The sequence below is a fragment of the Streptomyces sp. NPDC050658 genome, assembly GCF_044457025.1.
In the GTDB taxonomy this organism is placed as follows: domain Bacteria; phylum Actinomycetota; class Actinomycetes; order Streptomycetales; family Streptomycetaceae; genus Streptomyces.
On sequence record NZ_JBITGM010000003.1, the window covers coordinates 408,235 to 431,719 of the forward strand.

Annotated in this window: 21 protein-coding genes; 5 read left to right on the top strand and 16 right to left on the bottom strand. The window is 69.3% G+C overall.

Going from position 1 to position 23,485, the window contains the following annotated elements:
* Positions 1-52: 52 nt before the first annotated feature.
* A complete protein-coding gene (locus tag ACIBKX_RS13430) occupies positions 53-262 on the bottom strand; it encodes a DUF397 domain-containing protein (RefSeq protein ID WP_363276844.1) in 210 nt (69 codons plus the stop codon).
* Positions 259-1,110: a helix-turn-helix transcriptional regulator gene (locus ACIBKX_RS13435; protein WP_399375748.1), complete on the bottom strand. Its 852-nt coding sequence runs from the start codon at positions 1,108-1,110 to the stop codon at positions 259-261. Before ACIBKX_RS13435 ends, ACIBKX_RS13430 begins: the two co-directional genes overlap by 4 nt.
* 157 nt (positions 1,111-1,267) lie before the next feature.
* Between ACIBKX_RS13435 and ACIBKX_RS13440 the strand changes: the two genes are divergently transcribed.
* Entirely contained in the window at positions 1,268-1,708 is a 441-nt protein-coding gene (locus tag ACIBKX_RS13440; RefSeq protein WP_399375749.1) for an ATP-binding protein, read from the top strand.
* A gap of 926 nt (positions 1,709-2,634) precedes the next feature.
* Positions 2,635-4,383 (top strand): serine/threonine-protein kinase, encoded by a 1,749-nt coding sequence (locus tag ACIBKX_RS13445; RefSeq protein WP_363276843.1) that lies wholly within the window; start codon positions 2,635-2,637, stop codon positions 4,381-4,383.
* Positions 4,384-4,395: 12 nt separating this feature from the next.
* Here the strand turns inward: ACIBKX_RS13445 and ACIBKX_RS13450 are convergent, their stop codons facing one another.
* The 10 genes from ACIBKX_RS13450 to ACIBKX_RS13495 all read right to left on the bottom strand — a co-directional run bounded on the left by ACIBKX_RS13450 (position 4,396) and on the right by ACIBKX_RS13495 (position 11,997).
* Entirely contained in the window at positions 4,396-4,869 is a 474-nt protein-coding gene (locus tag ACIBKX_RS13450) for a pilus assembly protein TadG-related protein (protein ID WP_363276842.1), read from the bottom strand.
* Positions 4,866-5,309, bottom strand: coding sequence for a TadE/TadG family type IV pilus assembly protein (locus tag ACIBKX_RS13455; RefSeq protein ID WP_363276841.1), 444 nt, complete (start codon positions 5,307-5,309; stop codon positions 4,866-4,868). The genes ACIBKX_RS13450 and ACIBKX_RS13455 overlap by 4 nt, the downstream gene beginning before the upstream one ends.
* Entirely contained in the window at positions 5,309-5,683 is a 375-nt protein-coding gene (locus ACIBKX_RS13460; protein WP_399375750.1) for a TadE family protein, read from the bottom strand. Before ACIBKX_RS13460 ends, ACIBKX_RS13455 begins: the two co-directional genes overlap by 1 nt.
* A 106-nt stretch (positions 5,684-5,789) precedes the next feature.
* Positions 5,790-6,041, bottom strand: a complete 252-nt coding sequence (locus tag ACIBKX_RS13465) for a hypothetical protein (protein ID WP_360768246.1) — start codon at positions 6,039-6,041, stop codon at positions 5,790-5,792.
* An 89-nt stretch (positions 6,042-6,130) separates the two neighbouring features.
* Positions 6,131-7,066, bottom strand: coding sequence for a type II secretion system F family protein (locus ACIBKX_RS13470; protein WP_363276839.1), 936 nt, complete (start codon positions 7,064-7,066; stop codon positions 6,131-6,133).
* Positions 7,063-8,127 carry a type II secretion system F family protein gene (locus tag ACIBKX_RS13475; RefSeq protein ID WP_363276838.1) on the bottom strand — a complete coding sequence of 355 codons (1,065 nt, stop codon included), beginning with the start codon at positions 8,125-8,127 and terminating at the stop codon, positions 7,063-7,065. Before ACIBKX_RS13475 ends, ACIBKX_RS13470 begins: the two co-directional genes overlap by 4 nt.
* A 7-nt stretch (positions 8,128-8,134) precedes the next feature.
* Positions 8,135-9,445 carry an ATPase, T2SS/T4P/T4SS family gene (locus ACIBKX_RS13480; protein ID WP_363276837.1) on the bottom strand — a complete coding sequence of 437 codons (1,311 nt, stop codon included), beginning with the start codon at positions 9,443-9,445 and terminating at the stop codon, positions 8,135-8,137.
* The gene (locus ACIBKX_RS13485; protein ID WP_363276836.1) at positions 9,442-10,269 is read right to left on the bottom strand and encodes a hypothetical protein; all 828 of its coding nucleotides are present in this window, start codon (positions 10,267-10,269) and stop codon (positions 9,442-9,444) included. The genes ACIBKX_RS13480 and ACIBKX_RS13485 overlap by 4 nt, the downstream gene beginning before the upstream one ends.
* A gap of 17 nt (positions 10,270-10,286) precedes the next feature.
* Positions 10,287-11,021 carry an RcpC/CpaB family pilus assembly protein gene (locus ACIBKX_RS13490; RefSeq protein ID WP_363276835.1) on the bottom strand — a complete coding sequence of 245 codons (735 nt, stop codon included), beginning with the start codon at positions 11,019-11,021 and terminating at the stop codon, positions 10,287-10,289.
* Positions 11,022-11,505: 484 nt separating this feature from the next.
* Entirely contained in the window at positions 11,506-11,997 is a 492-nt protein-coding gene (locus ACIBKX_RS13495) for a hypothetical protein (RefSeq protein WP_363276834.1), read from the bottom strand.
* A 238-nt stretch (positions 11,998-12,235) separates the two neighbouring features.
* Between ACIBKX_RS13495 and ACIBKX_RS13500 the strand changes: the two genes are divergently transcribed.
* A complete protein-coding gene (locus ACIBKX_RS13500) occupies positions 12,236-13,093 on the top strand; it encodes a serine protease (RefSeq protein WP_363276833.1) in 858 nt (285 codons plus the stop codon).
* Between the two features lie 85 nt (positions 13,094-13,178).
* Here the strand turns inward: ACIBKX_RS13500 and ACIBKX_RS13505 are convergent, their stop codons facing one another.
* The 3 genes from ACIBKX_RS13505 to ACIBKX_RS13515 form a co-directional block, all read right to left on the bottom strand.
* Positions 13,179-13,508 (bottom strand): hypothetical protein, encoded by a 330-nt coding sequence (locus tag ACIBKX_RS13505; protein WP_363276832.1) that lies wholly within the window; start codon positions 13,506-13,508, stop codon positions 13,179-13,181.
* Between the two features lie 61 nt (positions 13,509-13,569).
* On the bottom strand, positions 13,570-18,162 hold the full coding sequence (locus tag ACIBKX_RS13510; protein ID WP_363276831.1) for an RHS repeat-associated core domain-containing protein: 4,593 nt from the start codon (positions 18,160-18,162) through the stop codon (positions 13,570-13,572).
* A 126-nt stretch (positions 18,163-18,288) separates the two neighbouring features.
* Positions 18,289-18,930: a hypothetical protein gene (locus ACIBKX_RS13515; RefSeq protein WP_363276830.1), complete on the bottom strand. Its 642-nt coding sequence runs from the start codon at positions 18,928-18,930 to the stop codon at positions 18,289-18,291.
* A gap of 413 nt (positions 18,931-19,343) precedes the next feature.
* On the opposite strand from ACIBKX_RS13515, the gene ACIBKX_RS13520 reads away from it, so the two are divergent.
* Together ACIBKX_RS13520 and ACIBKX_RS13525 are read left to right on the top strand one after the other, a co-directional pair.
* Entirely contained in the window at positions 19,344-21,530 is a 2,187-nt protein-coding gene (locus tag ACIBKX_RS13520; protein ID WP_363276829.1) for a hypothetical protein, read from the top strand.
* The gene (locus tag ACIBKX_RS13525; protein WP_363276828.1) at positions 21,520-22,845 is read left to right on the top strand and encodes a hypothetical protein; all 1,326 of its coding nucleotides are present in this window, start codon (positions 21,520-21,522) and stop codon (positions 22,843-22,845) included. Before ACIBKX_RS13520 ends, ACIBKX_RS13525 begins: the two co-directional genes overlap by 11 nt.
* An 86-nt stretch (positions 22,846-22,931) precedes the next feature.
* On the opposite strand, the gene ACIBKX_RS13530 is transcribed toward ACIBKX_RS13525, so the two are convergent.
* A complete protein-coding gene (locus ACIBKX_RS13530; protein WP_363276827.1) occupies positions 22,932-23,456 on the bottom strand; it encodes a hypothetical protein in 525 nt (174 codons plus the stop codon).
* Positions 23,457-23,485 lie beyond the last annotated feature (29 nt).

Sequence of the window (23,485 nt, forward strand, 5' to 3'; positions counted from 1 at the left end):
GTCCGGCGAAATTGACCCTTCGGGCACTGCCCCAAGGGGCAGCGCCGCCCCCTTAGCTACTGGATGCGTACGTCACGAAGTCGCCCCATGCGGAGGGGGCGAAGGCCAGGCGCGGGCCATGGGGGTTCTTGGAGTCGCGGAGGTGGATGGTGGTGGGGGTGGGGGCTACCTCGACGCAGCTGTCACCTTCACTGCCGCTGCTGTAACTGCTCTTGAACCAGTTCAGCTGGGCAGTGTCCCCGGCAGTGGCCTTACGGATCATGTCTCTCCCAGCACTTGCTCGATGAAGGCCAGCGACTCAGGTGGAGATAGAGCCTGGGCCCGGATGATGCCATACCGCAGTTCGAGGATACGGAGCTGCTTCAGGTCGGACACAGGGCGGCCGTTGAAGGCACCCTCGGAGCGCCCCACCGCCGTGCCGTCCCCGAACTTCAGCACCTCGATCCCACCATCCACACCGGCGTGCTCCTCACGGTCGATCGGCATCACCTGGATCTCGACATTGCGCAACTGCCCGACCTCAAGCAGACGTTCGAGCTGCTGACGCAATACCATCCTCCCCCCAAGCGGGCGTCGGAGCGTTACCTCTTCCTGGACGAAGCTGAACTCTGGAGCAGGTGAACGCTCGAAGATGGACTGCCGAGCCATGCGCGCGGACACCACGCGCTCCACCTCTCCCTGCGAGTACGCGGGCCGGCGCATCCCGAACAGCGCCCGCGCATACCCCTCCGTCTGCAGCAGGCCATGGATGCTGTGGTTGCTGTACAACCCCAACTCCACCGCCCGCTCCTCCAACTTCGCCAGCTCCCGCACCTTCTTCGGATACCGCGCCTCCCGCATCTCCTTCTTCATCGCGGAGACCAGCCCGCCCGCCCCCAACACCTCGTCCACCTTGTCCAGATACTCGGGACGAGGAATCCGCGCCCCGCGTTCGATCTTCCGGATGAGGTCCTCCCCGTACCCGATGGCCTCCCCGAACTCCGCCACCCGAAGGCCCGCCGCCTCCCTCCGCAGCTTGAGATGGTGGCCCGCCATTTCGACCACCGCACTGATCTCGTCCTCGGGATCGACGTCCCAACCAGGTTCATCCACACCGTCGTTACGCTCCACCGCGCCCACCTCCGACGTGCCGTCCAAGCCCAACGCGCACTCGTACCCAGACGTCACCCGGGACAGCCGGGACAAGCCGGGACAAGCGCAGGACAAACTCGGTACGCACAGCACGCACCGCTGTTCACGGTACGCACGCACGGCCACGCTGAGTGACGTGAACCAAGAATCCGTCCGCCCTCGGACGACCCATCCCCCTGCATGTCAGTTCACGATCCTGCTGTCCGCCACGCGCAGAGGCGCCCGCCTCGCAAGGCTGCTCGCGGTCGACCAACTCCGCTCGTGGGGGCTGCCGTTCGAGACGGCGGAGCAGATCGTGGCCGAGCTGGCGAACAACGCCGCGCTGCACGGCCACGTACCCGGAAGAAGCTTCCGACTCGGGCTCAGCCTCTCCGAGGCGGCCACGCTCCGTATCGAGGTGACGGACCCACGAGCGGACCGCTGCCCGCCGGATGAACCCCAACCACCCGCCGCCGACGCCGAGTCGGGCAGAGGTCTGCTGCTGGTCGCGGCACTGAGCGACCGATGGGGTACGGAACTGGGGCCGACGCCCTGCAAGACAATCTGGGCGGAAGTCGACCTGTCCACGCCCACGTGACCGCACGCCGCCGGGGCTTCTCTGCTCCTGCGCCTTCGATCGGTTACCGGGGCCGCCCGGTTGTCCCGAGATTGGCACTTCCGGGCCGGGAGTCAAGGGCGCTCCTTCGTCGCGTCGGCTGCGCCGATTCCGCTTCGCTCCACCCTTGACACCCGCCCCTCCAGCGCAGAAGGCCAATGACCGGGCGGCCAGGGGGTGGGGCTCACGGGGAGGGCCGTGGGGCCATCCGGCTTGAGCGCCGGGTGCGGACCAGTCCGAAGGGGGTGACCCTGCGCGCGAGGGGCGCGCGGTTGACCCGGGGATGGGTGCCGGTCTCGTCAAGCGTCTGCGGACCAGTCCGAAGGGGGTGACCGCCGCTGGAGGGTGTGCCGGGGGGCGGTTGGCAAGAAAGTCCCACGCCATGGCCGGTCAGAGGCTTGCAGGGCGGGATTTCTGGGCGATTGGCGGCTCGGCCGCCACCGCGCGAGTCCGGGGCCATCCCCAACGAACTGGTCGGCTGCCGCTTGACGAGACCCGCACCCATCCCCGGACCAACCGCGCACCCCTCCAAGCGAGGGCACCTGAAACGAACCAGTCCGCACCCGGCGCTCAAGCCGAAGTACCCCACGGCCCTCCCCGAGAGCCCCGCCCCTGGGCCGCCCGGACTCCGTCCGCCTAGCGGTGGAGGGGTGGGAGTCAAGGGTTAAGCGAAGCGCAATCGGCGAAGCCGACGCGACCGCAGGGAGCGCCCTTGACTCCCACCCCGGAACCGCCAAACTCACACCGCCGGGCGGCCCCGGCACCCAACGAAGCCCAGGACCAGCAGAACCCCCGCCGTCCACCGAAGGCGTCCCGCGCCCCGAAGGCTTCCCACACCCCACAGGGGGCCAGAACACCCACAACCCCCTTACGTAGCATGGGCCCCACCGATTCGGGGAGGACCCACCATGGACGAGCTGGCGCCGGACGACGCCCGCGAGATAGCCGGATACCGACTGCGCGCCCGCCTGGGCGAGGGCGGGATGGGCATGGTCTATCTGTCGCACACGCGCGGCGGCCAGCCGGTGGCGCTCAAGGTGGTCCGGCGTGAGTACGCCCAAGACCCCGAGTTCCGGCAGCGGTTCACGCAAGAGGTCACCGCCGCACGGCGCGTACAGGGGCCGTACACCGCTCCCGTACTGGACAGCTTCACCGACGGACCCGAGCCCTGGCTCGCCGTGAGTTACGTCCCCGGGCCCTCCCTCTCCTCCGCCGTGTACGAGCACGGCGTACTCCCCGTTCCGACGGTGCTGCAGCTCATGGCCGGCATAGCCGAGGCCTTGCAGACCATCCACGCCGCCGGTGTCATCCACCGTGATCTCAAGCCGTCCAATGTGCTGCTTGCCGCCGACGGCCCTCGCGTCATCGACTTCGGCATCGCTCGCGCCGCCGACACCACCGCGCTGACCGGCACCGACGTACGGCTCGGCACGCCCGCCTTCATGGCTCCCGAGCAGGCCATGGGCGGTGACGTCACCCCGGCCCTCGATGTCTTCGCGCTCGGCCTGGTCGCGCACTTCGCCGCCACCCGCCAACACCCGTTCGGCGACGGCGCCTCGCACGCGCTGCTCTATCGCATCGTCTCGACCGAGCCTGATCTCTCCGCCTGCCCGGAGCAGTTGCGCGGTCTTGTCGCCGCCTGCCTCGCCAAGGAGCCGGGGGCGAGGCCGACCCCGGCCCAGATCATCGACGCTTGCGCCTCGCTCGCCGGTACCTCGGGGCTCGCGCGCCAGGAGGGGTGGTGGCTGCCGCCGGCGGTCGCGCAGCAGATCACTCGGCAGGAGCAGACGATGCGGCTGTATGCCTCGGGGGCCCCTGGCTCGCCCGCCGCCCCTCCCCTCCCCACGCAGCCGGCCCACTCCCCCGGCGTCGCCTTTCACGCCGCCGCGCCGACCGCCCCCGCCTACGCACCGCCCTCCACCCCGACGACCGGCGGCAAGCGCCGCCGCACGCCGTTGATCGCCGCGGTCGCCGTCGTGGGCGTCCTGGCCGTGGGGGGCGGGGGCGTCGCCGCGTACCAGCTCATGGGGGACGACAAGGAGAACAACTCGGCCACCGGCAAGGGTGGTTCCGGGTCCGATGCCGGCAGCAAGCCTGGCGGCGGCGAGGCGGACAGTGGGGCCGACGGGAAGCCTGCGGGGCCAAAGACCGAGGCGGGGTGGCAGGTGAGCGAGCGGAACAAGACACTCGTCCTGCGCGCGCCGAAGTTCTACCCCAACTCCAAGGACGCCGGGCTCGATTCGATCTGCCAGCCGTCCGACGTGACCGAGCTGGACGTCAACGATCTGGCCGTCGAGACGAACCAGGGATACCTCGTGAACGTCGGGCCCTACCTCACGTACACGGACTGCGCGGAGCCCTTGAGCCGCAACGGCATCCGCCTCGCCGACAAGGGCGGCAGCTTCGGCACCACCACCGAGGAGCGCCCCACTCCGAGCGCTTGCCAGGAGTCAGCGCACAAGTCGGATCTGCCCAATCCCATCCCACTGAGCAAGATCCGGAACGACTCGCTGCTCAAGAAGGACACCGGCGTCTGCATCGAGTCCGGCGAAGGTGCCGTCACCCACCTGTGGATCACCAAGGTCAACAAGGAATCCGCGGAGAACGACAATCTCCGTACGTACGTGATGACGGCCACCCAGTGGAAGGCCGAGTAGCCGGAGCCGTCGCTAGCCGACCGCGTTCTCCGCGACCGCGCGTCCCCGCACCGTCACGTCCCCGCCGTAGAACATCCCGGTGAACACGGGGCTGTACGTCATCTGGACCTCGACCTCGACCTGATCGGCGTTGGCCGTCACGCAGTGCGTCGCCGCGATGTCGCCGGCCCGCATGCCCATCTCGCCGGCGAAGTCCTTGGCGCGCGCGTCGCAGTTCTCGTAGTTGATGGGCGCGCCCTTGGCACCCTCGTAGATGCCCTCGGTGTCGAGGTCCTGCGCCGCATAGCGCGCGGCCTGCTCCGCGATGTCGGCGGCCCGTTCGCGCTTGGAGATGGACAGGCCGCCGTCGATGACGAAGGCCGAGAGCGAGAGGAAGACGAGGGCGAAGATGATGACGGCGCCCGCGCCCGAGCCGCGGTCGTCGAGACGTTCGCGGCGGGCGGCGACCCAGTCGCGTACAACGCCTGCAAGAGGAACGATGCTCACGCCGACCTCCGGTACGGGTCCAGCGAAGAGCTGAAGCTGGCCTTCAGTGTCGTCTCCATGTCGAGGCCGAGAATGCCCAGGCCCCGGACCTGACAGCTCACTTCCACCGTGAAGATGGTGCCGGACTCGAAGCCGGGGCTCGTCTGTGTGACGCCGACCGGGCCGACGCACACGCCCTCCAGGTCCGCCTCCGCCGCCGCCCTCGCCTCGGCCATGGCGGTGTTCCGGTCCTTCTGGATCGAACCCGCACGCGCGGCGTCACGCGCCGCGCCGTCCACGCCTCCCCTGGCGTCGACGAGCTGCCCGAACGCCACCAGGATCAGGATGAAGAGGATCATCACCGGCGCGAGGATGACGACCTCGATGGTGGAGAGCCCACGGTCCGAACAGCGGTCCGAGGCTCGCATCCGCTCCAGGGCCCGCTCCCATACCTCCCGCATCAGCCGCCCTCCTCCACGAACCGCTCCACCGGGCCCTCGGACCGCGCGCGCACGGTCATGTTGAGGCCGGGAAAGACGGACGGCACCTTCGCGGTGATCTCCACGCCGACCGTGTTCGCCTTCGGCTCCACGGTCTTCACGTTCGGATCGAGGACCAGCTGAGGGCCGAGCTGCTGGATGTAGTCGTCGACCACGTCCCGCGCCTCGCCCCGCCACGCCGCGTTCTCGTCCGCCGTCGCACGGGCCTTGCGCGCGCCCGCCTGGGCCGCGGCCTGGGCGACATGGTCCGCGAAGAAGTACAGCGCGAACTGCACCGTCGCGAAAATCATGAAGAAGAGGACCGGAGTGAGCAGCACGAACTCGATCGCGGTCATGCCAGATTCACCGCGGGTGGAGGCTGCCTCCACCCTGCGGCGTACCCATCGCTTCACGCACCCGCGCACTCGTCCCCGCCTTCGCTGCCCGGTAACCGTTGGATGATCAGCAGGTCTTGCCGGCGTCGGCGCCCTCGATGCAGTCCTTGACGTCCTCGGCGCCGCCCTTCAGCGCGCCGTTGATGACCGCGGCGACCACGCCGACGATCGCCACGACGACCGCCGAGATGATGACCCACTCGACCGCGGAGGCACCGCGGTCGAGCTCGCCGGAGCGGGCACGCTCGACGCGGCCCTTCAGGAAGGTGACCAGGAAGTCCACAGCCGGGATACCGGTGCTGAAGTTCCGTCCGTTCATGGTGAGTTGTCCTCTCAGGAGTGGGGGGATGGTCGCCGGGCACTTGCGTCCGGCGGATCCGTCCGTCGCCGTAAAGTTCGTGTCGTTCGCTAGACCTGGAACACGCGCATCGCCGCCGGGAAGATCAGGAAGACCAGGAAGCCGGCGCACAGCAGCAGCTGCGCGACGAGCATCGACTGGGACTTCTCGCCCGCGCTGCCTTCGATCTCGGCCATCTCGCGGTGGCGCATCGTCTCGGCGCGGGAGGCGAGCGACTCCCGCACCTTGGCTCCGTCGTCCGCCACCAGACCGAGCGAAGCCGACAGGTCCTTGAGCTCCTCGACGCCCAGCTGCTCACCGAGCTGGCCGAGCGCCTGCCACTGGCTGATGCCGGTGATCCGGGCATCGTTCAGGGCGCTCCGGATACGTTGTGTCGCCCATCCGTCGGAGATCTCCGCCGCCGCCATCAGGGCCTCGGGGAGACCGCGGCCGCCCGCGAGGCTCATCGACACCAGGTCCAGATAGGCGCCGATGACGCGCCGCAGGTCGCGCCGCTTGTCCGCGGCGTCGCGCCGTACCTCGAGGTCGGGCAGGAAGAAGAAGAGGACGCCGAACATCAGCGCCAGCCACACGGGGATGATCGGGCTGCGGCCGACCCCGAGCGTCCAGACGATGACGAACATGAACGGCCCGAAGAAGACACCCACGGCCGCCAGCAGCGTCTTCGTGGCCAGGAACTTCTCCCAGCTTCGGTCGAGCACCGCCAGGTCGGCCCGGAGCGAGCGCTGCTCCCAGCCCTGCTGGAGGTAGAACTCGGCGACCCGCGCGCCCACTCGGGCCCGCGTCGAGTCCAGGCGGCCCGGCTCCTTGCCGCCGTCGGCAGCCGGGGAGCGATGCGATTCGTACGCCACTCCCCGCGCCCGCATGGCGTCGATCCGCGCGACGGTGGCGACCGCACTCCGCTTGGACGGCATCAGCGCCCGTACGAGGGCGTAGATGCCCAGGCCGATGACCGCGCCGATCACTATCGGCATCGTCAGGTTCATCGGCGTACCCCCTCATTCGAGAAGCCGGGCTGGCCCGGAGCCTGCTGCGGGTGGGCCTGCTGGCCGTACGGACCCGCCTGGCCCGTCAGCGGCGCCTGCTCGCCCGCACCGGCGGGACCCGTCACCGGGCCGCGGGGCCGCACGAACTGCACGCCGGGCTCGTCGCGGACGAGGAACCGATCCGGCGTCTCCACAGTCGACAGCTTCCGCAGCCACCAGAACCCGAGCGCGAACAGACCGCAGACGCAGGCGAGCACGAGCTGGCCGACCGCGGTGCCGTACGGCGAGACGAAGTCCCGGTTGAAGATGGAGAGGCCGAGCACGAACGCGATCGAGACCGCGACGACGATCTGCACCGAGCGCCTGGTCGACGCCCGCTGGGCCATCACGCGCTGGCGCATGTCGACCTCTTCGCGCGCCGACTTGGCGAGCGCGCCGAGGACCTGCCGCAGACCCGGGCCGCGCAGCTTCGCGTTCAGGATCAGCGCGGCCACGATGATGTCGGCCGACGCGTCGTCGATCTCGTCCGCGAGGACCTGCAGCGCCTCCGGCAGCGGCGTACGCGCGCGCAACCGGTCCACCAGGGCGTCCAGATGGGGCCGGAGCACCGGTGCCGCCGCCCGCGCGGACGAGGGGATCGCCTGCTCCAGGCCGACCGCGCCCGCGATGGTGTCGCGCAGGGACTCCGTCCAGGCGGCGAGCGCCTCGACGCGCTTCATCTGCGCGCGCTCCTCGGCGGCGCCGCCGAACAGCTTGTCCCAGAAGAAGACGAGGATGCCGGCCGCGATGCCGGCCACCGCCCAGCGGGTCAGCAGCAGCACCACGAGGCCGACGCCGACCGCGAGCGAACCGCGCTGGCCCGCGAAGCGGATCAGCTCGCTCATCCGCTCGCTGGCCTTGGCCTTCTCGTGGTCCGGCTTCACGGGCAGGCCGCGCAGCGCCATGGCGAGGACCGCGAGTCCGCCGCCGACGGCGACGCCGCAGCCCAGTGCGTACAGGACGGGCAGCGAGAAGAGACCGCCCATCGAGCCGAGTCCGGCCGCAAGCTCAGTTGAGTTCATGTCGTGCTCACCCCCATTGCCCGGCGGGGCGGTAGCCGAACGCGGCCAGGTCGTCCATGCAGGCGATCGGCGCGTGCGCGACGACCTGCCCGTTCGGGGCCTCCGCGAAGACCTCGCTGGACAGGACGCGGCCGTCGACGCCGTTGACCTCGCGGACCGAGGTCACCATGCGCTGGAGCTTGCCGCCGGTCTGGTAGTTGTTGCGCCGCTGGATGAAGACGACGAAGTTGACGGCTCCGGCCACGAGCATCTGGCTCGCCTCGATCGGCAGCCGCTCCGAGGCCTGGAGGGCGTACGTCGAAATACGGTTGAAGACCTCGCTGGAGCTGTTGGCGTGGATCGTGGAGAGCGAGCCGTCGTTGCCCTGCGACATCGCGTTCAGCATGGTCACGATCTCGTCGCCCAGAACCTCACCGACGATGACGCGGGAGGGGTTCATACGGAGCGAACGGCGCACCAGCTCGGCCATGGAGATCATGCCCTGGCCCTCGGAGTTGGGCAGCCGCTCCTCGAAGGCGACGACGTTCGGGTGCAGATCGGCGAACTGGTCGAGGCCGAGTTCGAGGGCGCGCTCGACGGTCACGAGGCGCTCGTGCGGCGGGATCTCGTTGGCGAGGGCCCGCAGCAGCGTGGTCTTACCGGCGTTGGTCGCACCCGCGATCATGATGTTCTTGCGGGCGCGGACGGCGCAGGCGAGGAAGTGGCCGATCTCCGGGGTCAGCGTCCCGTTCCCTACGAGGTCCGACATGAAGACCTTGCCCATGCGGGCACGTCGGATGGAGAGGGCGGGGCGGCGCGTGACATCCATGACGGCGGACAGACGCGAGCCGTCGGGGAGCCGGAGGTCGAGCTGCGGGTTGGCGGAGTCGAAGGGGCGGGACGAGAGACCCGAGTAGGCGCCGAGCACCTGGATGAGCTCGATGAGTTCTTCGTCGGTCTCGGCGACCGGATCACCCTTGACCTCGCGGCCGTCGGCGTAGCCGACGAAGACCTGGTCGTACCCGTTGATGTCGATGTTCTCGACCTCGGGGTCGTCCAGGAGCGGCTGGAGCCGGCCGACGCCGAAGAGCGCGGCGTGCACGGCGGCCGCGTACTTCTCCTCGGTCTCGGCGTCCAGCGGCGTACGCCCGGCGTTGATCTCTGTCCGGGCGTACTCCTCCAGGATCTGGGCGATGACCGCGCGGGCGTACTGCCGCTCGTCCTCGCTCGACATGGGGGTGACACCGGAGACCTGGTCGAGCCGACGCTGCTCGGCGATGCGGTCACCGGCGTCCTGCCGGAACCGCTTGACGAGCTGGTGATCGACAGGAACGCTCATCGGCCCGCCCCAGCAGTCGGGTTGGCCCACGCGGCGCCGTACTGCTGGTACAGGTCGACGGTCACCTTGCGGGCGGAGCGGATCAGCATCGACTTGTCGAGGCGGCCGCGCTTGCGCCCGGCCAGCTGGTCGGCGCCCGCCGGGTCGTCGGCGAGCGTGCCGACGACGCGGGCGCCGGTCTGCGCGGCCATCAGCATGTCGTTGACCTGGTGGACGAGCTTCGCGGAGGTCGAGGGGTCCGCGATGAGGAGTACGCCGATGAGCGGCGTCGCCAGCGAGGCGGCACCCCGCGATCCGCCGTGCAGCTTGGCCGCGAGGGCCGCGGCACGGTCCCGTACGCGGGCGATGGCCTCGGGCTCGGTGCGCGAGACGAGCAGCACGAGCGAGGCCTGCGGGAACAGCTCGACGGCAGGGGTGTCCCCACTGATGCGACCGCAGTCGGCGATCACGTCGGCGGGAGCGTTCGGGGAGTCGGCGAGCTGCGAGAAGGCCCGCCCGAGGGTGGGCCAGAGCCCGGCGAGCCCGGCGGCCTGCTCGGCGATGCCGAGCCCGACGAGCACTTCGAGCCCACCGGCCAACGGCTGGGTGTGGTCCCACAGTTGGTCGGGCACGAGCCCGCGGCGCGCGGTGGCGGCGATGCTGAGCATGCCGGTGTTCGGGTTGAGCGGTCCGCCGTGCGCGGCGGCACTGCGGTAGACCAGGTCGCCGCCGGCGGGGTCGGTCTCCGCGACGAGGACGCGCCGGGGCCAGACGGCCGCCAGAGCGACGGCCGCGGTGGTGACCCCGGGAGACCCCTTGTCCGCGGCGAGAGCAATGAGCGCCATGTCTCTTCTACTCGCCTCTAGTTGCCGTCGGGAGACACTTGGACGAGCGAGACCGCGCCCGCGGCCGCGGCCCGGGTGACGGCCGCGGCGTCGGCGCTGTCGACCAGGAGCGTGACGCCGAGGGCGCCGGTGCTGACGGTCGCGTCGCTCTTGTCGGCGACGGAGTTGACGCGGGCGGCGGCGACGATGGGGCTGTCGCTGGTGCCGCCACCGGCCGAACCGCCGGTCTCCTTGTCGTTGGAGCCGCTGGAGGCGGAGTCACCGACCTGGTAGACGTCCACGGTGTCGCCGGCCTTCAGGCCGTCGGCCGGGTACTGGCCCTCCTTGAGGGAGACGCCGACGGCCGACTTGCCCTCGGGAAGGCCGCTCTTGCTGGAGAACATCTCGCCGACGGCGACGGCGCCCTCGGGGATGGTGTTGGTGGCCTTGAGCTTCTTGAGCCCGTCCACCTGGTCCCACTTCACGTAGTGGATGCTCGGGTCGTCGGCGACCATCACCGAGGTGACGTTGTCGTCGCTGACGGACTCGCCCGCCGGGATCTCGCTCGTGACCTTCACGACCTCGATGCGGTCACCGGCGCGCAGCACGAGAACCGTGGCGCCGAGGGCGCCGATGAGGATGAGCAGAACGGCCAGGGCGGCGAGTGCCGGTTTGCGCTCGCGAGGCGGCGCGGGAAGGCGCTCACCGACCGCTGGCTGAACCGGCGCGGCAGAACGGCTGTTGCCCGCCCCCGTACGCTCTTGGATCTTCACGCAACTGCTCCCCGCACGCCCAAGAAGATTCGGTCATTTTCGGACACTCGCGACTCTCCCGCCCGCCTCGGGTGGGCTATCGCTCGCCTCGGGCGGGCTATTCAGCCCCAGGCACAGTGTCAAGTCATCGCACCGTATCAGCAGCACATAAGCCCCTCAAGACGCGCCAACGCCGCTGGAGCCCGCGCTCCTCATCGTTATCCACGCGCAATCCGTGCTTCATGGTTCCCACGCATTCCGGGAATCCTCGGGGGTCATCGAGGGAGGCAATGATGTGCGTACGCGAATGGGTGGCGTTTGCTCAATGGGGGAGATTGGGCGTGGTGATGAGGAACACCGGTGGATGGGCCGGTGGACGGGCCGACGGATGGACCACCCCACGGGATTACCCGAGGGCGATTTCCCGCCAGCCGCACGGATGACGCGAGAAGGGGTGCGGTCGGTTCCGGTGGGGCCGATTCCGGCGGAGTTGACCGGCCTCCTCTCATGCCTCAACACCCCATACCGCCACAAGGTCGGCACATCGCACCACGATGGTGGCGTCGGTGAACTCGATCTCGTGCACGATGCCTTCGCCGGCGCCGCCCGCGGGCCGCACCTCGTCGAGCAGAACGGCGATGGCGGCGATCCAGTCGATCGAGTGGTGGTACTCGACGGAGAAGTGAGTGACGCCCGTGTACTCGATCCGTAGCCCGGCGGGGTGCTTCCAGAGGTTGGGCAGGAATCGGATGGAGGCGGTGGCGGCGTTGGCGGTGGCAGTGTTGGCGGCGGTGGCGACAGGCAACTGGATCTTGCCGAGCTCCAGATCCTTCACGCACGTGGGGCTCGCGTAGTCGTAGTGCCCCTCTTCGGATACGTACTCCCAAGCACCCGGCGGCAGTTGCGGCCGGAGCTCCGGAAGCGACTCGACGTAATCGAGGGCGTCGACCAGAAACCCCCGGAACTCCGGATCCCAGTCGGCCTTGACGTACTTCACCGATATCCCCTCGCGTCGCCAATAGGTATGGACCATCTGCCGTTGATGGACGGCCGATTGGCGGTCTCAGCAAAACTCGATCGCCGAAGTGAACCCACCCGTGCCGTACGCCCTCTCACAGTCCGGCGCACCGCGCCACAGTTTCCTGCTCAGTCCGAGAAAGAGAAATTCAACCCCCATGAGACTTTCCTTTCACTCAAGTCAGTCAAGCAAGACGAACCGCGGCGCGAAGCACGGGATGAACCGGATGAAGTCCGCGGCGGCGGCGACGGCGACGGCAGCCGCGTCCCTCACCCTCCTGGCCACGGCCACCCCGGCACACGCCATCATCGGCGGCACCGAAGTCTCCAACGACGCCTACCCCTTCATGGCGGCGATCCTGGACAAGGGCGCCGGCAGCGCGCTGGACCGCCAGTTCTGCGGCGGCAGCCTGGTCACGGCGGACACGGTGATGACAGCGGCGCACTGCCTGGTGGACGAGGCGGGCAAGCCGCTGAAGCCGTCGAAGCTCCAGGTGGCGGTGGGCCGCACGGTTCTGTCCAAGTCCGGCCAGGGGCAGGTCCGCAACGTGGCGACGGGCGGGGTAGTGGTCCACCCCCGCTACCTGAAGGGCAACTCGGCCTACGACGTGGCGTTCATCCAACTCAGCAAGCCGGTCAAGGGAATCAGCCCGATCGCCCTCCCCACCCAGGGCACGGACGCGCTGATCCGCCCCGGCCAGAAGGCGACCGTCACGGGCTGGGGAAACACGGACACGGAACTCCCCCACACCCCTGACCGCCTCCGCGAGGTAAAGGTCCCGATCCTCTCGCACGCGGAATGCAAGACGAGCTACGGGGAGTACGACTCAAAGGTCAACTTCTGCGCGGGAGTTGAGACGAAGGACTCCTGCCAGGGCGACAGCGGCGGCCCCATCTTCCGCAACGTCCCCGGCCGCAGGGCCCCCATCCAGATAGGCGTCGTCTCCTACGGCGAGGGCTGCGGCGACCAGGGCGCGCCCGGCGTCTACACGTCGGTGAGCTCGTCGAAGCTGTGGAAGACGCTGGACGAGTCGGCGGGGGGCAAGAAGATCAAGCGGGTCATGAACCGTCGCTGAACCTGAACTGAGCCCGGCTCGGCCCTGAACTACGGGTCGAGCCGGTCCTCCCTGGCCTGGTCAACTTCGCCCCCTCCACGTTCCGCTAGGCGTTGGCGCGACGGCTCCAGAGCACCTCACTCCCATCGGTCCCGCCGAAGCGATCCGCGCCGCCCCGCAAGGCGCTGACCTTTCTGCACAGCACATGGCCGATGCCCTCCGCGGTCTGGAGTGTGAGCGCCAGGTGGGGCACTCTCGTGTTCAGTTGCGACAGCTTCAGGAGCGCCTCGTTCTCTGCGTCCGTCGCCATCCGCAGCTCAGGGGCGGCATACCGGGTACCGAGCTGAACTGCTGCGACTCCCTCGAAGTGCAGGTCCAGGCAGGTCGGTTCGTCACCGCCGGGGGCGGCACGGAGCAGGAGCTGGGAGTGGCCCACCCCATAGCGCCATATCCGGAACGTGCGGGTGGAACGGAAAAGTACGCCGGTCTCGCCGCCGTCAGGCGAAGGGGTTCGCAACTGTCTGACCTCCTCGGTACCAAGAGATGCGGTCCCACGCGTGAGGGGAGTCCCGGGCCTGGGAGAGTTCCCAGTTGGTCAGGCCCTCGAAGTCATTGGCGGGATTGACGCTGTCCCCAGCCCTGGCCGAGGCCACCGGGTCGTCGATCCCGTCAAGGTTGAAGTGGATCCGCGCATTTGAATCAGTTCCAAGATAGCCCCGGAGCTGCTGATGCCACGATCCGCTGCCTGGCCAGTCGTGGTAAGTGAGCGCACCCCGTTCCATGCCGAATTCCGCGAGTGCCATCGGATTGTCGTCGGTGCTTTCCAGGCCCAGCGCGATGTCCGTTCCGCAGTCGCCCTCCAGACCGAGCGGATCGGCCCAGGTGTGCGGGTTGTGCACATAGGCACGGTGGTTCGGGGCGGGGGTCAGTCCAAGAGGGTCTGGGCTGACGTAGTGGCCGGTGTCCGGATCGTAGTGGCGGTGCCGGTTGTAGTGGAGACCGGTCTCCGGGTCGTGATACTGGCCGGGAAAGCGTAATGGGGTATACGCGGTGGCATCAGAGTTCCAGGTGATGCTGCCCCAGACCGTCGAGCGTGTTCGCCATGCAATGGCTCCCTGCTCGTCGACCATCTCGACGGGCGTGCCGACGAGATCAGTGACGATCGCGAAGAAGCGACTGTCGACCTCTTCCGCTGTCAGGGCATCGATTCGTCGCTCGGTCTGAGCAATCGGGTGGAGACCTCGGTGGTCCCAGGTGAGCGTGATCGGGGACGGCAGCCCCGGTGCTGTCGTGGTCTGTTCGGCGAGCGTGTCGCCGTCCCATGCGAAGCGGGTCTCTTCCACCACGGTGTCGGGGTCCGCACCGAGGCGCTGCTTGGCGATGCGTCGTCCGAACGGATCGTACCGATATCGCCATACAGTGCCGTCCGGCGTCGTGACTTCAGTGAGTCGATCCTCGGCATCCCACTGATACCGCCAGATGTCAGGCTTCCTGGACAGCCGCACTCGGCGCTTGAGGGTGATCCGTCCGTCGCGGTCGTACTCGTAGTGGACCCGTCCCGCCCGCACGAGACTGGCTCCCGTGTACGCGCGGTCTCCTTGCGCATCTCCTGCCGCATGCCCCTCGGGCCATGACGCATGGGTCTGGTTGCCCGAGGAGTCATAGGCGTAGCCCTCCGTCCAGCCCTGGGCCTGGACTGCCGTGACGCGCCCCACCGCGTCCACGTCGAATCGGCGAGGGCCTCCGGCCCGGTCCTCGATGCCCGTCAGATAGCCGTCGGCCCGGTAGCTGTAGGCCCTGTGCTGTACCAGGGAGTTGTCCGCGGAGGTGAGCGACTGCTCCACCAGCCGCCCGGACTCGTCCCAGGCCTGCGCGAGGGACAGCACACCACCGTCGAGCACACGGAGCGTCTCCCGCCCGACGGCATCATGGGTGAAGTCGAACGTACGGCCTGCGGTGGTCATGGAAGTGCGGCGGCCGACGGAGTCGTAGGCGTAGCTGGTCTCGGCTCCGACGGGAGTGATCCGCTGAATGCGACGTCCGAGCGCGTCGTAGACGAACGACATCACCCTGGACCCAGAGACCTCCTTGAGCGTCCTGCCCCGGGCGTCACGCATGAACTCGACTGCGGTGTCCGCGTTCTCGGCCCGAAGCAGACGGCCGACAGCATCATGCTCGAAGACCGTGCGTCGTCCGGCGGCTTCCTTCGTCGCGATGCGTCCCAACATGTCGCGCTCGTAAGTGACGCGCTGCCCCGACGCGTTGACGCGCGCCGTGAGTCTCCCTGCGGCGTCATGGATGTACTCCACTCGGCGACCATCGAAGTCCGACTCCGCGGCCAGTCGGCCGGCCTCGTCGTATTCATAGGTCCAGGCGAGCCCCTGCGCACCGATGACCTTGGTGAGCCGCAGCGCCGCGTCATGCTCGAACTCCTGGCGCGCGCCGTCTGGTCCCGTCTGGGCAACAAGCAGGTCGAAGTGGGTGTACTCGTAGTGGGTCTGGCCGCCCATCTCATCGGTGTGGAGGAGACAGTTGCCTTCGTCGTCATACGTCCAGGCTTCTTCGGCTCCCGAAGGCCCGATGCGGCGGGACGGACTGCCCTCCGCGGTCCACCACATCCTGGTTACGGAGCCGTCGGCGTCCACCAGGCGGATGAGGCGCCCGAAGGCATCTCGTCGCGACCGCACCCGCCCGCCGAGCGGGTCACTGACCTCGATCGGGAGTCCGGCCGCATTGCAGAGGAATTCGGTGCTGTTGCCATCCGGGTCCGTGATCGACGTCAGCCGGCCGCCGTCGTCGTAGGCGAACGTGGTCGTCGCACCCGCCGGGTCGGTCACGTACGTCCGGTTTCCGCAGTCGTCGAAGCCCTGCCGAATCCCGGAGCCATCCGCGAGGCGCAGCACGGTGAGCAGGCCGAGGGAGTTGTACTCCGCCTCGACCATGTTGCCGTCCGGCCGCGTGATGCGCGTAGGACGTCCCGCGTCGTCGTTGAGAAAGGCCGTCACGCGACCCAAAGCATCCGTCTGGACGAGGAGGTGGTGACGCTCGTCGTACTCGTATCGGGTGGTGTTCCCCAGCGGGTCGATCTCGGCGACGACCTGGAAGGCCGCGTTCACGACATGCCGGCTGGAGACGCCGTCCGCCGTCGTCACAGTGGTGACGCGCATCCCCGGAAAGTCCGGATGCTCGCCGTCGTAGTCGATCTCCAGCTCGAAGTGGCCGCCCGCTCCGCCTTCCGCGACACAGCGGTCCGCTGCGTCGTACTCATAGCTGTAGCGGCTGTCGTTACGGTCCACCCACGCGGTGATGCGCGCGCGGTCGTCGTACTCGTAGCGCAACGGGCGGTCCGAGGTGTTGTAGACCTCCGTGAGATTGCCATCCGTATAGCCGAACCGCCGGACTGTCACGTCCGAGCCGCCCTCGCCCGCTTCCACCAATGCCAGAGCTATGACCCGGCCGCTCTCGACGGTCGGCTTCAGCCGGTATCCCGCCGAGTGCCGGATCTCAAGCGGGGTGCCGAATGCGTCGTACTCGAATTCGACGGAGTTGTCGTTCCGGTCATAGAACCGGGATATGACCGCTGTCCCGTCGACCGGCGGTGCAAATCGACGGACCAGTCCGGTCAGCGGATTGACGACCTCGTATCCACCGTCCTCAAGAGAACGCAGCGGCCATGGAGCACCAGCTTCTGGAAGCACTGGATCGTCGATCGCGGTGGGGTGGGGATACGAGAGAAGCTGTCCGTCCTCGGCCACGAAGATGACGCCCAGCTCGTCGACCTCCACATGCTGGTCGAGCGTGGACGACCAGGACGGTCCGAACCACCAGCCCGCGCGATACCCGGACTCGGCCCGCCGCTTGAACCCGAGAGGAAGAAGCCCGGGGAGCAGAATGTCCGTCTGCGGCAGGAACATCTTCCCGGTGGCCAGATCCACGGGGTCGGTGCCACCTTTGCTGACCTTGTCCTTAAGTCGTCCAAAGGCGTCCTTGGAGCTCTCGAACATATTCTTCGCGCCGCCTACGGCATCGTTCAGCATCCCGCGGGCTCGACCACCGAGTCCACGTGCTGCCGCCCCCAGGCCCTTCATTCCGCCCTTTATCGCGGCAAGGCCACCTTTGAGTCCCTTGGCGAGGCCACCGAGAGTGGTGAGTCCCTTCATGCCGGGGATGCAGTCGAGGGCGGCGAAGGCGACGTCGAGTAGGCCTGCTTCTCCGTTGGCGTATTTATGGAGGGTGTCGGCGAGGACGACGAGGGCGGCGACGAGGACGATCGCGCCGAGAATGGGTCCGCCGACGATCATGGCGATGACGCCGAGTACGGCGACGACGACTTTGCAGACGGCGACGATGGTGTCCCAGTTGTCGGAGACCCAGTCGCCGACCTCCTCCCACCACTTGCGGTTCTGGATACCGGCGTCGGAAGCCTCTTCAAGCTTCTTCTTCGCCGTCCCGGCGGCGTTCTCCCGCATCTTGCGGGCGTCTTCCGCCATCTTCTTGGCGGCATCGAGGTTGCTCTGCGCGTTGGAGACGTCCGACTTGGCGTCGGACTGGGCCTTCTCGGCGGCCGTCGCGTTGCGGGTGGCGGCCTTGACCTTGTCGGGGTCGGGCTTGGGCACATCCTTGCCCGCCTTCGAACCGCCGCCGTCGTCGTCGTCCTTGTACTTGTCGGCTTCCTTGCCCGCCCGATCCACCCAGGAGTCGGCCGAGGTGAGACGGGACTGGGCGGAGGACAAGTCTCCTTGTGCTTCACGGCCCTTGGTCAGTGCCTTGTCGGCCAGCGCCTGGGCGCGCTCCAGCTCGGGCCAGTAGGCCGCCATCGCGTCGCCGGCCATGTCGTAGCTCTTCTTGAGCTTCTTCAACTTGCCCGGCGCGTCCTCGAACTCGGCGGTGAAGGACTCCGCCGTCTTCCCTGCCCAGGTCAGGATGGCGTCCTCGCCCGCCATCCCCTTGATGTCCCGCAGCACCTTGGACACGTCGTCGGCGAAGTCATGCAGGTTCTTGGCGAGGCCGCGGACCCGGTCCGGATCGCCCGGAGTCGGGTCCTTGTCCAGGTCCAGGACATGCCAATCCGCCGGACGATTCCCCGCCATCCCACAACCCCCGTCGCATCCGAATCACCAACCCCCGTACGCACAAGCGAAGTTACTAGTCGCGTACGAGAGGTGGGAAGGCGGCCCGACGGCGGGCGAGCGACAGGTTTCGGCCTTCCGGTCTAGCTACTCGGCAAAGCGGAACGTAGACGTCACCGCGTCGAAGATGTCGAAGAACGACTCCGCCAGGTCCAGGACCTGGCTGCTTCCCGCCACCAGTGCCACCTTCCCCTCCTGGCCCGGCACCGGGATGAACGTCTGCATCAGTACGACACGCATCGTGCGGTCGTCGCCGGGGACCGAGACGTCCTCGATGCCGTACGTCCGTGCCGCCGGGCCGACGCCGGGGATGTCGACCGTCGTCACCTTGCGGTACGTGTCGCCCTCGCGCTTGGCCTCGCGTACGCCGAGCTGCGCCACGATCGCCGCCGGATCAGTCGGCAGCAGGTCGCCCTTCGAGGTGCGGGCGCCGACCAGGGAGACCGTGACCGAGCCGGTGATCGGTACGTCGCCGCCGAAGCTCTCCGCCATACAGCCGCAGTACAGGGCGCCGGACTGCCAGGCCTCCTTGGACGCCTTCCGCAGGAACGCCTCGAACGTGCCTCGGTGCGGCTCCAGCTCGGGGCGTTCGCGTACGCGGTCGTTGATCATCTGCCGGATGCTGGCGTCGCGGGACTCCGGGCGGACGTCGAACTCCCACCACGTCTCCGGCACCTTGATGCTGAATCCGCCGCGGGCGATGGTCTGCGCTTCCGTGTAGCGGGCCATGCGTTGTCTCCCCGTCCCCTTAGCCTTTGCTGGTCTGACGTGTCAGCGTACGAGGCGGCCGACCGCGGCCCTACCTCGCGTCGCCATCCTCGGCGCCGGTTTCCGCCTCCTCAGGCGGCGCGACGTACGTTCCGCGCTGCGGAATCCTGAAGACAAGTCGGTCTTCGGCGAGCACGCTCGCCCTCCTGCACAGCACATGCCCGGTGCCTGCCGTCGTCCGGAGCGTGCGGGCCAGGTGCGGCACCGGCCCGGTCAGCTGGGAGAGTCGCAGACCTCGCCCGCCCCGGCACCGTCAAACGGTGGGATTCCCAACTGGCGGCCTCCTCCGCGTACGGAATCATCAAGCAGGTCTGCACCGGGGGTCCCCCCCACCCCCATGGCCCCACCCCCATCGCGACAGTAAAGTGCGCCGAATGGACGAGGGGGCCGACGGGACCATGGAAGCAGTGGGTGTGGTGGGCGCGCGCGGGCGTGGGGTTCGCGGCAGCGACGGGTGGCGGCCCGAGTGGGGGCGGGCGTGGGGCGGCGACAGGAGCCGTCGTCGTGCGCCGGGTGTCGGCCGCCGCAGGTGCGCCCTCCTTGCGCTTCTCCTCCTGCTGGCGTCCGTTCTCGCCGCCCCGGCCGCCTCCGCCGACGACCGCGCCCCCACCCAACCCGCCGCCCTGGCCAACGCCCTCCGCGACAACCCCGTCTACGTCACCGACCAGCTCCCCCGCGACATCCCCCGCTCCACCGCCCCCGATTTCGCCAGGCTCGCCAAGCGGACCGGGGTGCCCACCTACGTCCTCGTGCTGCCCTCGCAAGGCAGCAGCGGGGACCGGCTGCTTGCCGCCGTGCATGATCGGCTCGGGCGGGACGGACTTTATGTGCTGGTCGATGACATGGGGGTCACCGACGCCGTCGCCTTCGGAGTGCGTGCGCCCGCCGATGACGCCTCCACCGTGTCTCTGTACGAACTCCCTTACGACGCGGGCCCCTTGCTCAGCTTCGAGCGGTTCGCCGACGTCATCGCGCAAGGGAGCGAGAAGGCCGCCGAGCGGGCCGAGGCCGCCCGGAAGAAGTACGGCGGGGACAGCGGCGAAGAAGCCGAGCAGCTGCACATCGATCCCGTCGACCGTGACAATCAGTCGTTCGTCACCGGGATCGGCGTCGTCGGCGTACCGCTGCTGATTGTTTGTGTGAGTCCCTACGTACGTCGATGGCGGCGGCGCCGCACTGCCGGTGGCGGAATCCCACACAGCAGCGGCCGCCTCCTCACCGCCCCCCGCGTCGAAGCCTGCGCCGCCCTGCTCGTCGCCGCCGTCATCGCCGGCGGTGCCGCCGTCCTCTTCAACCAGAAGACCGCCGACGCCGCGCCACCGCCCACCGCCGCCGACCTCAGCAGCCGTGTCGAGCGCGTCGCCGACGGGCTGAAGCGGCACGGGCCCATCTACAGCGATCCGGAGAGCCCGCAGCCCCTCGATCAGCGACAGCGGCGTGAACTCGTCGCAGAGATCGGCAAGTTCGAGCGTGGGCCCGTCTTCGTCGCCGTCGTTCCGCAGCTCACCGAAGACGAATCCGGCTCCGAACCCGAGCTCTTCGTCGAAGCCGTGCGGCAGCGGATCGGGGACGCGGGCGCGCGTGGCGTGTACGTCGTCGCCGATCCGCTCGGCGGTGACATCGACGTCGTCACGTACGACGTCCGCATCGACGCCAATCTCGTCGCCTTCGACCTGCCCGACTCCATCCGTCACGGCGATGACGACGACAGCCGCGCCTCCGACTTCCGGCTCGGCGAGCGGCTCGGCGAGCTCATGACCTTCCTCGACAAGGCGCCGCGCACCGACAGCCCGGAGACCTCGTCCCTAGGCATGGACGACGAACCCGAGCCCGTCGAGAGCAACGCCCTCCAGCCTCTCTTCTCCGGTGACTTCTGGCCCGGCCTGCTGGTCGGGGCGCTCGCCGCCGGGCTTCTCTTCGGCATCGTCGCCGCCGGGCTCGGGCTGCTGCGTCTCGCGCTGCCGGCCCGGCCACGCGTGACGGCCACCGACTCCTCCGGCACCGTCTCCTTCAGCGCGCCCCCGGCACCCTCCCTCGACTTCCTGCGGCGTACCGCGCGCGATGAACTCGACGCCCTGGGACGGGAGTTCGCCCCGGACACCGACACCCTCAAGTCCGCGGTCCGCGCCCGAGTCTGGGACTGCCTCGACGCCGCCACACTGCTCGCCGACCGCGACCCCGACGGGCACGTCGACGACGACGCCACGCCCGCCGACCTCGCCGCCGCCATCGTCCTCGCGCGGGCGGGGCGCGGCGCGCTCGTCGGCGCCGACAAGCCCTGCTGCGCGCTCAATCCGCTGCACGGGCCGGCCACCGGGTGGCGCGACGCCCTGTACGCGCCGGAGGACCGGCGGCTGCGGACCGTTCCGCTGTGCGCGGAGTGCCGGGTCCTGGTGAGCGCGCAGCCGCGGCTCGCGTACACGCTGCGGCTGACGCTGCCGGGTGCGGACCGCCGCGCCGAGCGCGTGCCGTACGAGGAGGCGTCCGGGCCGCTGCCCGCGATACGGCAGGGAATCCCTCAACTCATCCGCCAGGTACGGGAGTACGCCGGTGTTCAGTGACCTGAAGCGAGCCTCCGCGGTCGTGTCCGTCGCCCTTGTGGCCCTGCTCGCCACCGGAAGCGCACTCCCGGCTGCCGCGCAGGCCCCCGGCGCCCCCAGCCCCGGCGCCCCCAGCCCCGGCGAGAAGATCGCCGACGCGTTGCGCAAGTCGCCGGTGTACGTCGATGCCGCGTACGCCGACTCCGTACCGCCCGCCCGGCAGAAGCGGCTCGTCGCGCAGATCAAGAAGACCGGGCTGCCCATCAAGGTGGCCCTGGTGCCGATCGTCCAGGGCGATGCGTACGACGGAGAGTCCGACGCCTTCGCGGAGGTCGTGCACGACCGGCTCGACCGGCGCGAGCTCATCCTCGTCACTGGCGGCGACAAGTGGAGCGGCAACCTCAACGGCTTCGAGTGGCCGGGGCGCGAGCAGCAGGCCGCCGATGCCGTCGCGACCGTCGGCTTCCTCGACTCCATGAAGGACGCGGGGCTCGCCGAGCAGACGGAGAAGGCGATCGAGCTGATCGACGAGGGGGAGGGCACCAAGGCGTACGAGGAGGCTACGGAGGATCTGGGGGACGGGGGCAGCGGCGGCGGCGGCGACGAGAGTCTGCCGGGCGGCCCGGACAAGGCGAAGGAGAGCGGCGGCTCGTCCTGGCCGCTGCCCGTCGCGGTCTCGGTCGCGGTCGCCCTCGCCGCCGTTGGCCTCTTCTTCTTCGTACGCCGACGGGGGCGGGGGTCGGCGCGCGGACGGGCCCCCTTCACCTTCCCCCAGGCTGTGTTCGCGGCGGCCCGTATCGCCGACGAGGCCGCGCTGCGGCGGCAGACGGAGGCGGAGGTCCTGGCGCTCGGCGAGGCTGCCCGGCAGGCCGACACCTCAACTCCCGGGCTGCAGCGCGCCCTTGACGCCTATGCCGCCGCGGGCACGGTCCTCGACTCGGCCCGCGGTCTGCCCGACCTGGCCGGGGTGCTCGCCCTGGTGACCGAGGGCCGCGACGCCCTGGAGGCAGCCACCCCCGCCGCCCTCCCCCTCTGCTTCTTCAACCCCCTGCACGGCCGGGCCGAACTCCGTCTCCGGTGGCGCCCGTTGGGCCGCAGGGACCAGCTGCACATCGCGGCGTGCGGCGAGTGCGCGGAGGCGGTGCGGGCGCGCCGGGCCCCGGAGGTACTGACGGACACCGGGCCCGAGGGCCGTCCCGTCCCCTATTTCGAGATCCCGGCGGAGCAGAGCGTGTGGGCGGCCACGGGGTACGGGTCGCTGCTGCGGGACGGGGGTACGGAGGAGGGGCTGGCGGCGCGGGTCGGTCGGGGGGACTTTTCACGGGGGCGGGGTTGAAGAGAGCCGGGCTGAAGAGAGCCAGGCTGAAGAGGGCAGGACTGCGGGAGGCTCCCCCCAGTTCCAGAAGAGGGCTCCGTACGGCTCTAGCCGATGGGCCCCCAGTCGCGCCGCGGGCGAGGCGGCTCGGCGGGTACCGGATTCGCAGAGCCAGCCCCCTGCCCCTGCCCCCGCCGCTGGTTCGCCGAGACCAGCCCCCACAGCCCCGCCACCCCACCGACGATCAGCGGCGTCGTCATAAACGCCCCGAACCCCAGCGAGAACCATCCCGCGTCGTCCCCGCCCATCAACTGCCTTGCCCCCGTGACGAACAGCGCCACGACAGCGACCGTCCAAGGCAGCATCCACGGCCACGGATTGGGATCCGGCACCGGCTCCGCACGCCGTCCCTCGCAGAAGGCGGCGTACCAGTACCGGGCGCACCACCAGGCAACGGCGAACATCGACACGGCACCGGCCGCGAGTCCGAAGCGCGCGAGCGCCCCGACGCCGCCGTTCACGGCAGAGGCTGCGAGCCCGACCCCCACCATGGCCATGACGAGGAACAACATCGTGCCGACGACCAGGCGATGACGACGGCCACCTTCGAGTGCGCGGGGTGAGATGTACATGCGATCCACCCTAGGCAGACCGGGGGCGG

Excerpts from the sequence above, each read along its gene's own strand:
- ACIBKX_RS13430 (WP_363276844.1), bottom strand. The coding sequence starts at position 262 with ATGATCCGTAAGGCCACTGCCGGGGACACTGCCCAGCTGAACTGGTTC.
- ACIBKX_RS13445 (WP_363276843.1), top strand. The coding sequence starts at position 2,635 with ATGGACGAGCTGGCGCCGGACGACGCCCGCGAGATAGCCGGATACCGA.
- ACIBKX_RS13455 (WP_363276841.1), bottom strand. The coding sequence starts at position 5,309 with ATGCGGGAGGTATGGGAGCGGGCCCTGGAGCGGATGCGAGCCTCGGAC.
- ACIBKX_RS13460 (WP_399375750.1), bottom strand. The coding sequence starts at position 5,683 with ATGACCGCGATCGAGTTCGTGCTGCTCACTCCGGTCCTCTTCTTCATG.
- ACIBKX_RS13465 (WP_360768246.1), bottom strand. The coding sequence starts at position 6,041 with ATGAACGGACGGAACTTCAGCACCGGTATCCCGGCTGTGGACTTCCTG.
- ACIBKX_RS13470 (WP_363276839.1), bottom strand. The coding sequence starts at position 7,066 with ATGAACCTGACGATGCCGATAGTGATCGGCGCGGTCATCGGCCTGGGC.
- ACIBKX_RS13475 (WP_363276838.1), bottom strand. The coding sequence starts at position 8,127 with ATGAACTCAACTGAGCTTGCGGCCGGACTCGGCTCGATGGGCGGTCTC.
- ACIBKX_RS13480 (WP_363276837.1), bottom strand. The coding sequence starts at position 9,445 with ATGAGCGTTCCTGTCGATCACCAGCTCGTCAAGCGGTTCCGGCAGGAC.
- ACIBKX_RS13485 (WP_363276836.1), bottom strand. The coding sequence starts at position 10,269 with ATGGCGCTCATTGCTCTCGCCGCGGACAAGGGGTCTCCCGGGGTCACC.
- ACIBKX_RS13500 (WP_363276833.1), top strand. The coding sequence starts at position 12,236 with ATGAACCGGATGAAGTCCGCGGCGGCGGCGACGGCGACGGCAGCCGCG.
- ACIBKX_RS13510 (WP_363276831.1), bottom strand. The coding sequence starts at position 18,162 with ATGGCGGGGAATCGTCCGGCGGATTGGCATGTCCTGGACCTGGACAAG.
- ACIBKX_RS13515 (WP_363276830.1), bottom strand. The coding sequence starts at position 18,930 with ATGGCCCGCTACACGGAAGCGCAGACCATCGCCCGCGGCGGATTCAGC.
- ACIBKX_RS13520 (WP_363276829.1), top strand. The coding sequence starts at position 19,344 with ATGGACGAGGGGGCCGACGGGACCATGGAAGCAGTGGGTGTGGTGGGC.
- ACIBKX_RS13530 (WP_363276827.1), bottom strand. The coding sequence starts at position 23,456 with ATGTACATCTCACCCCGCGCACTCGAAGGTGGCCGTCGTCATCGCCTG.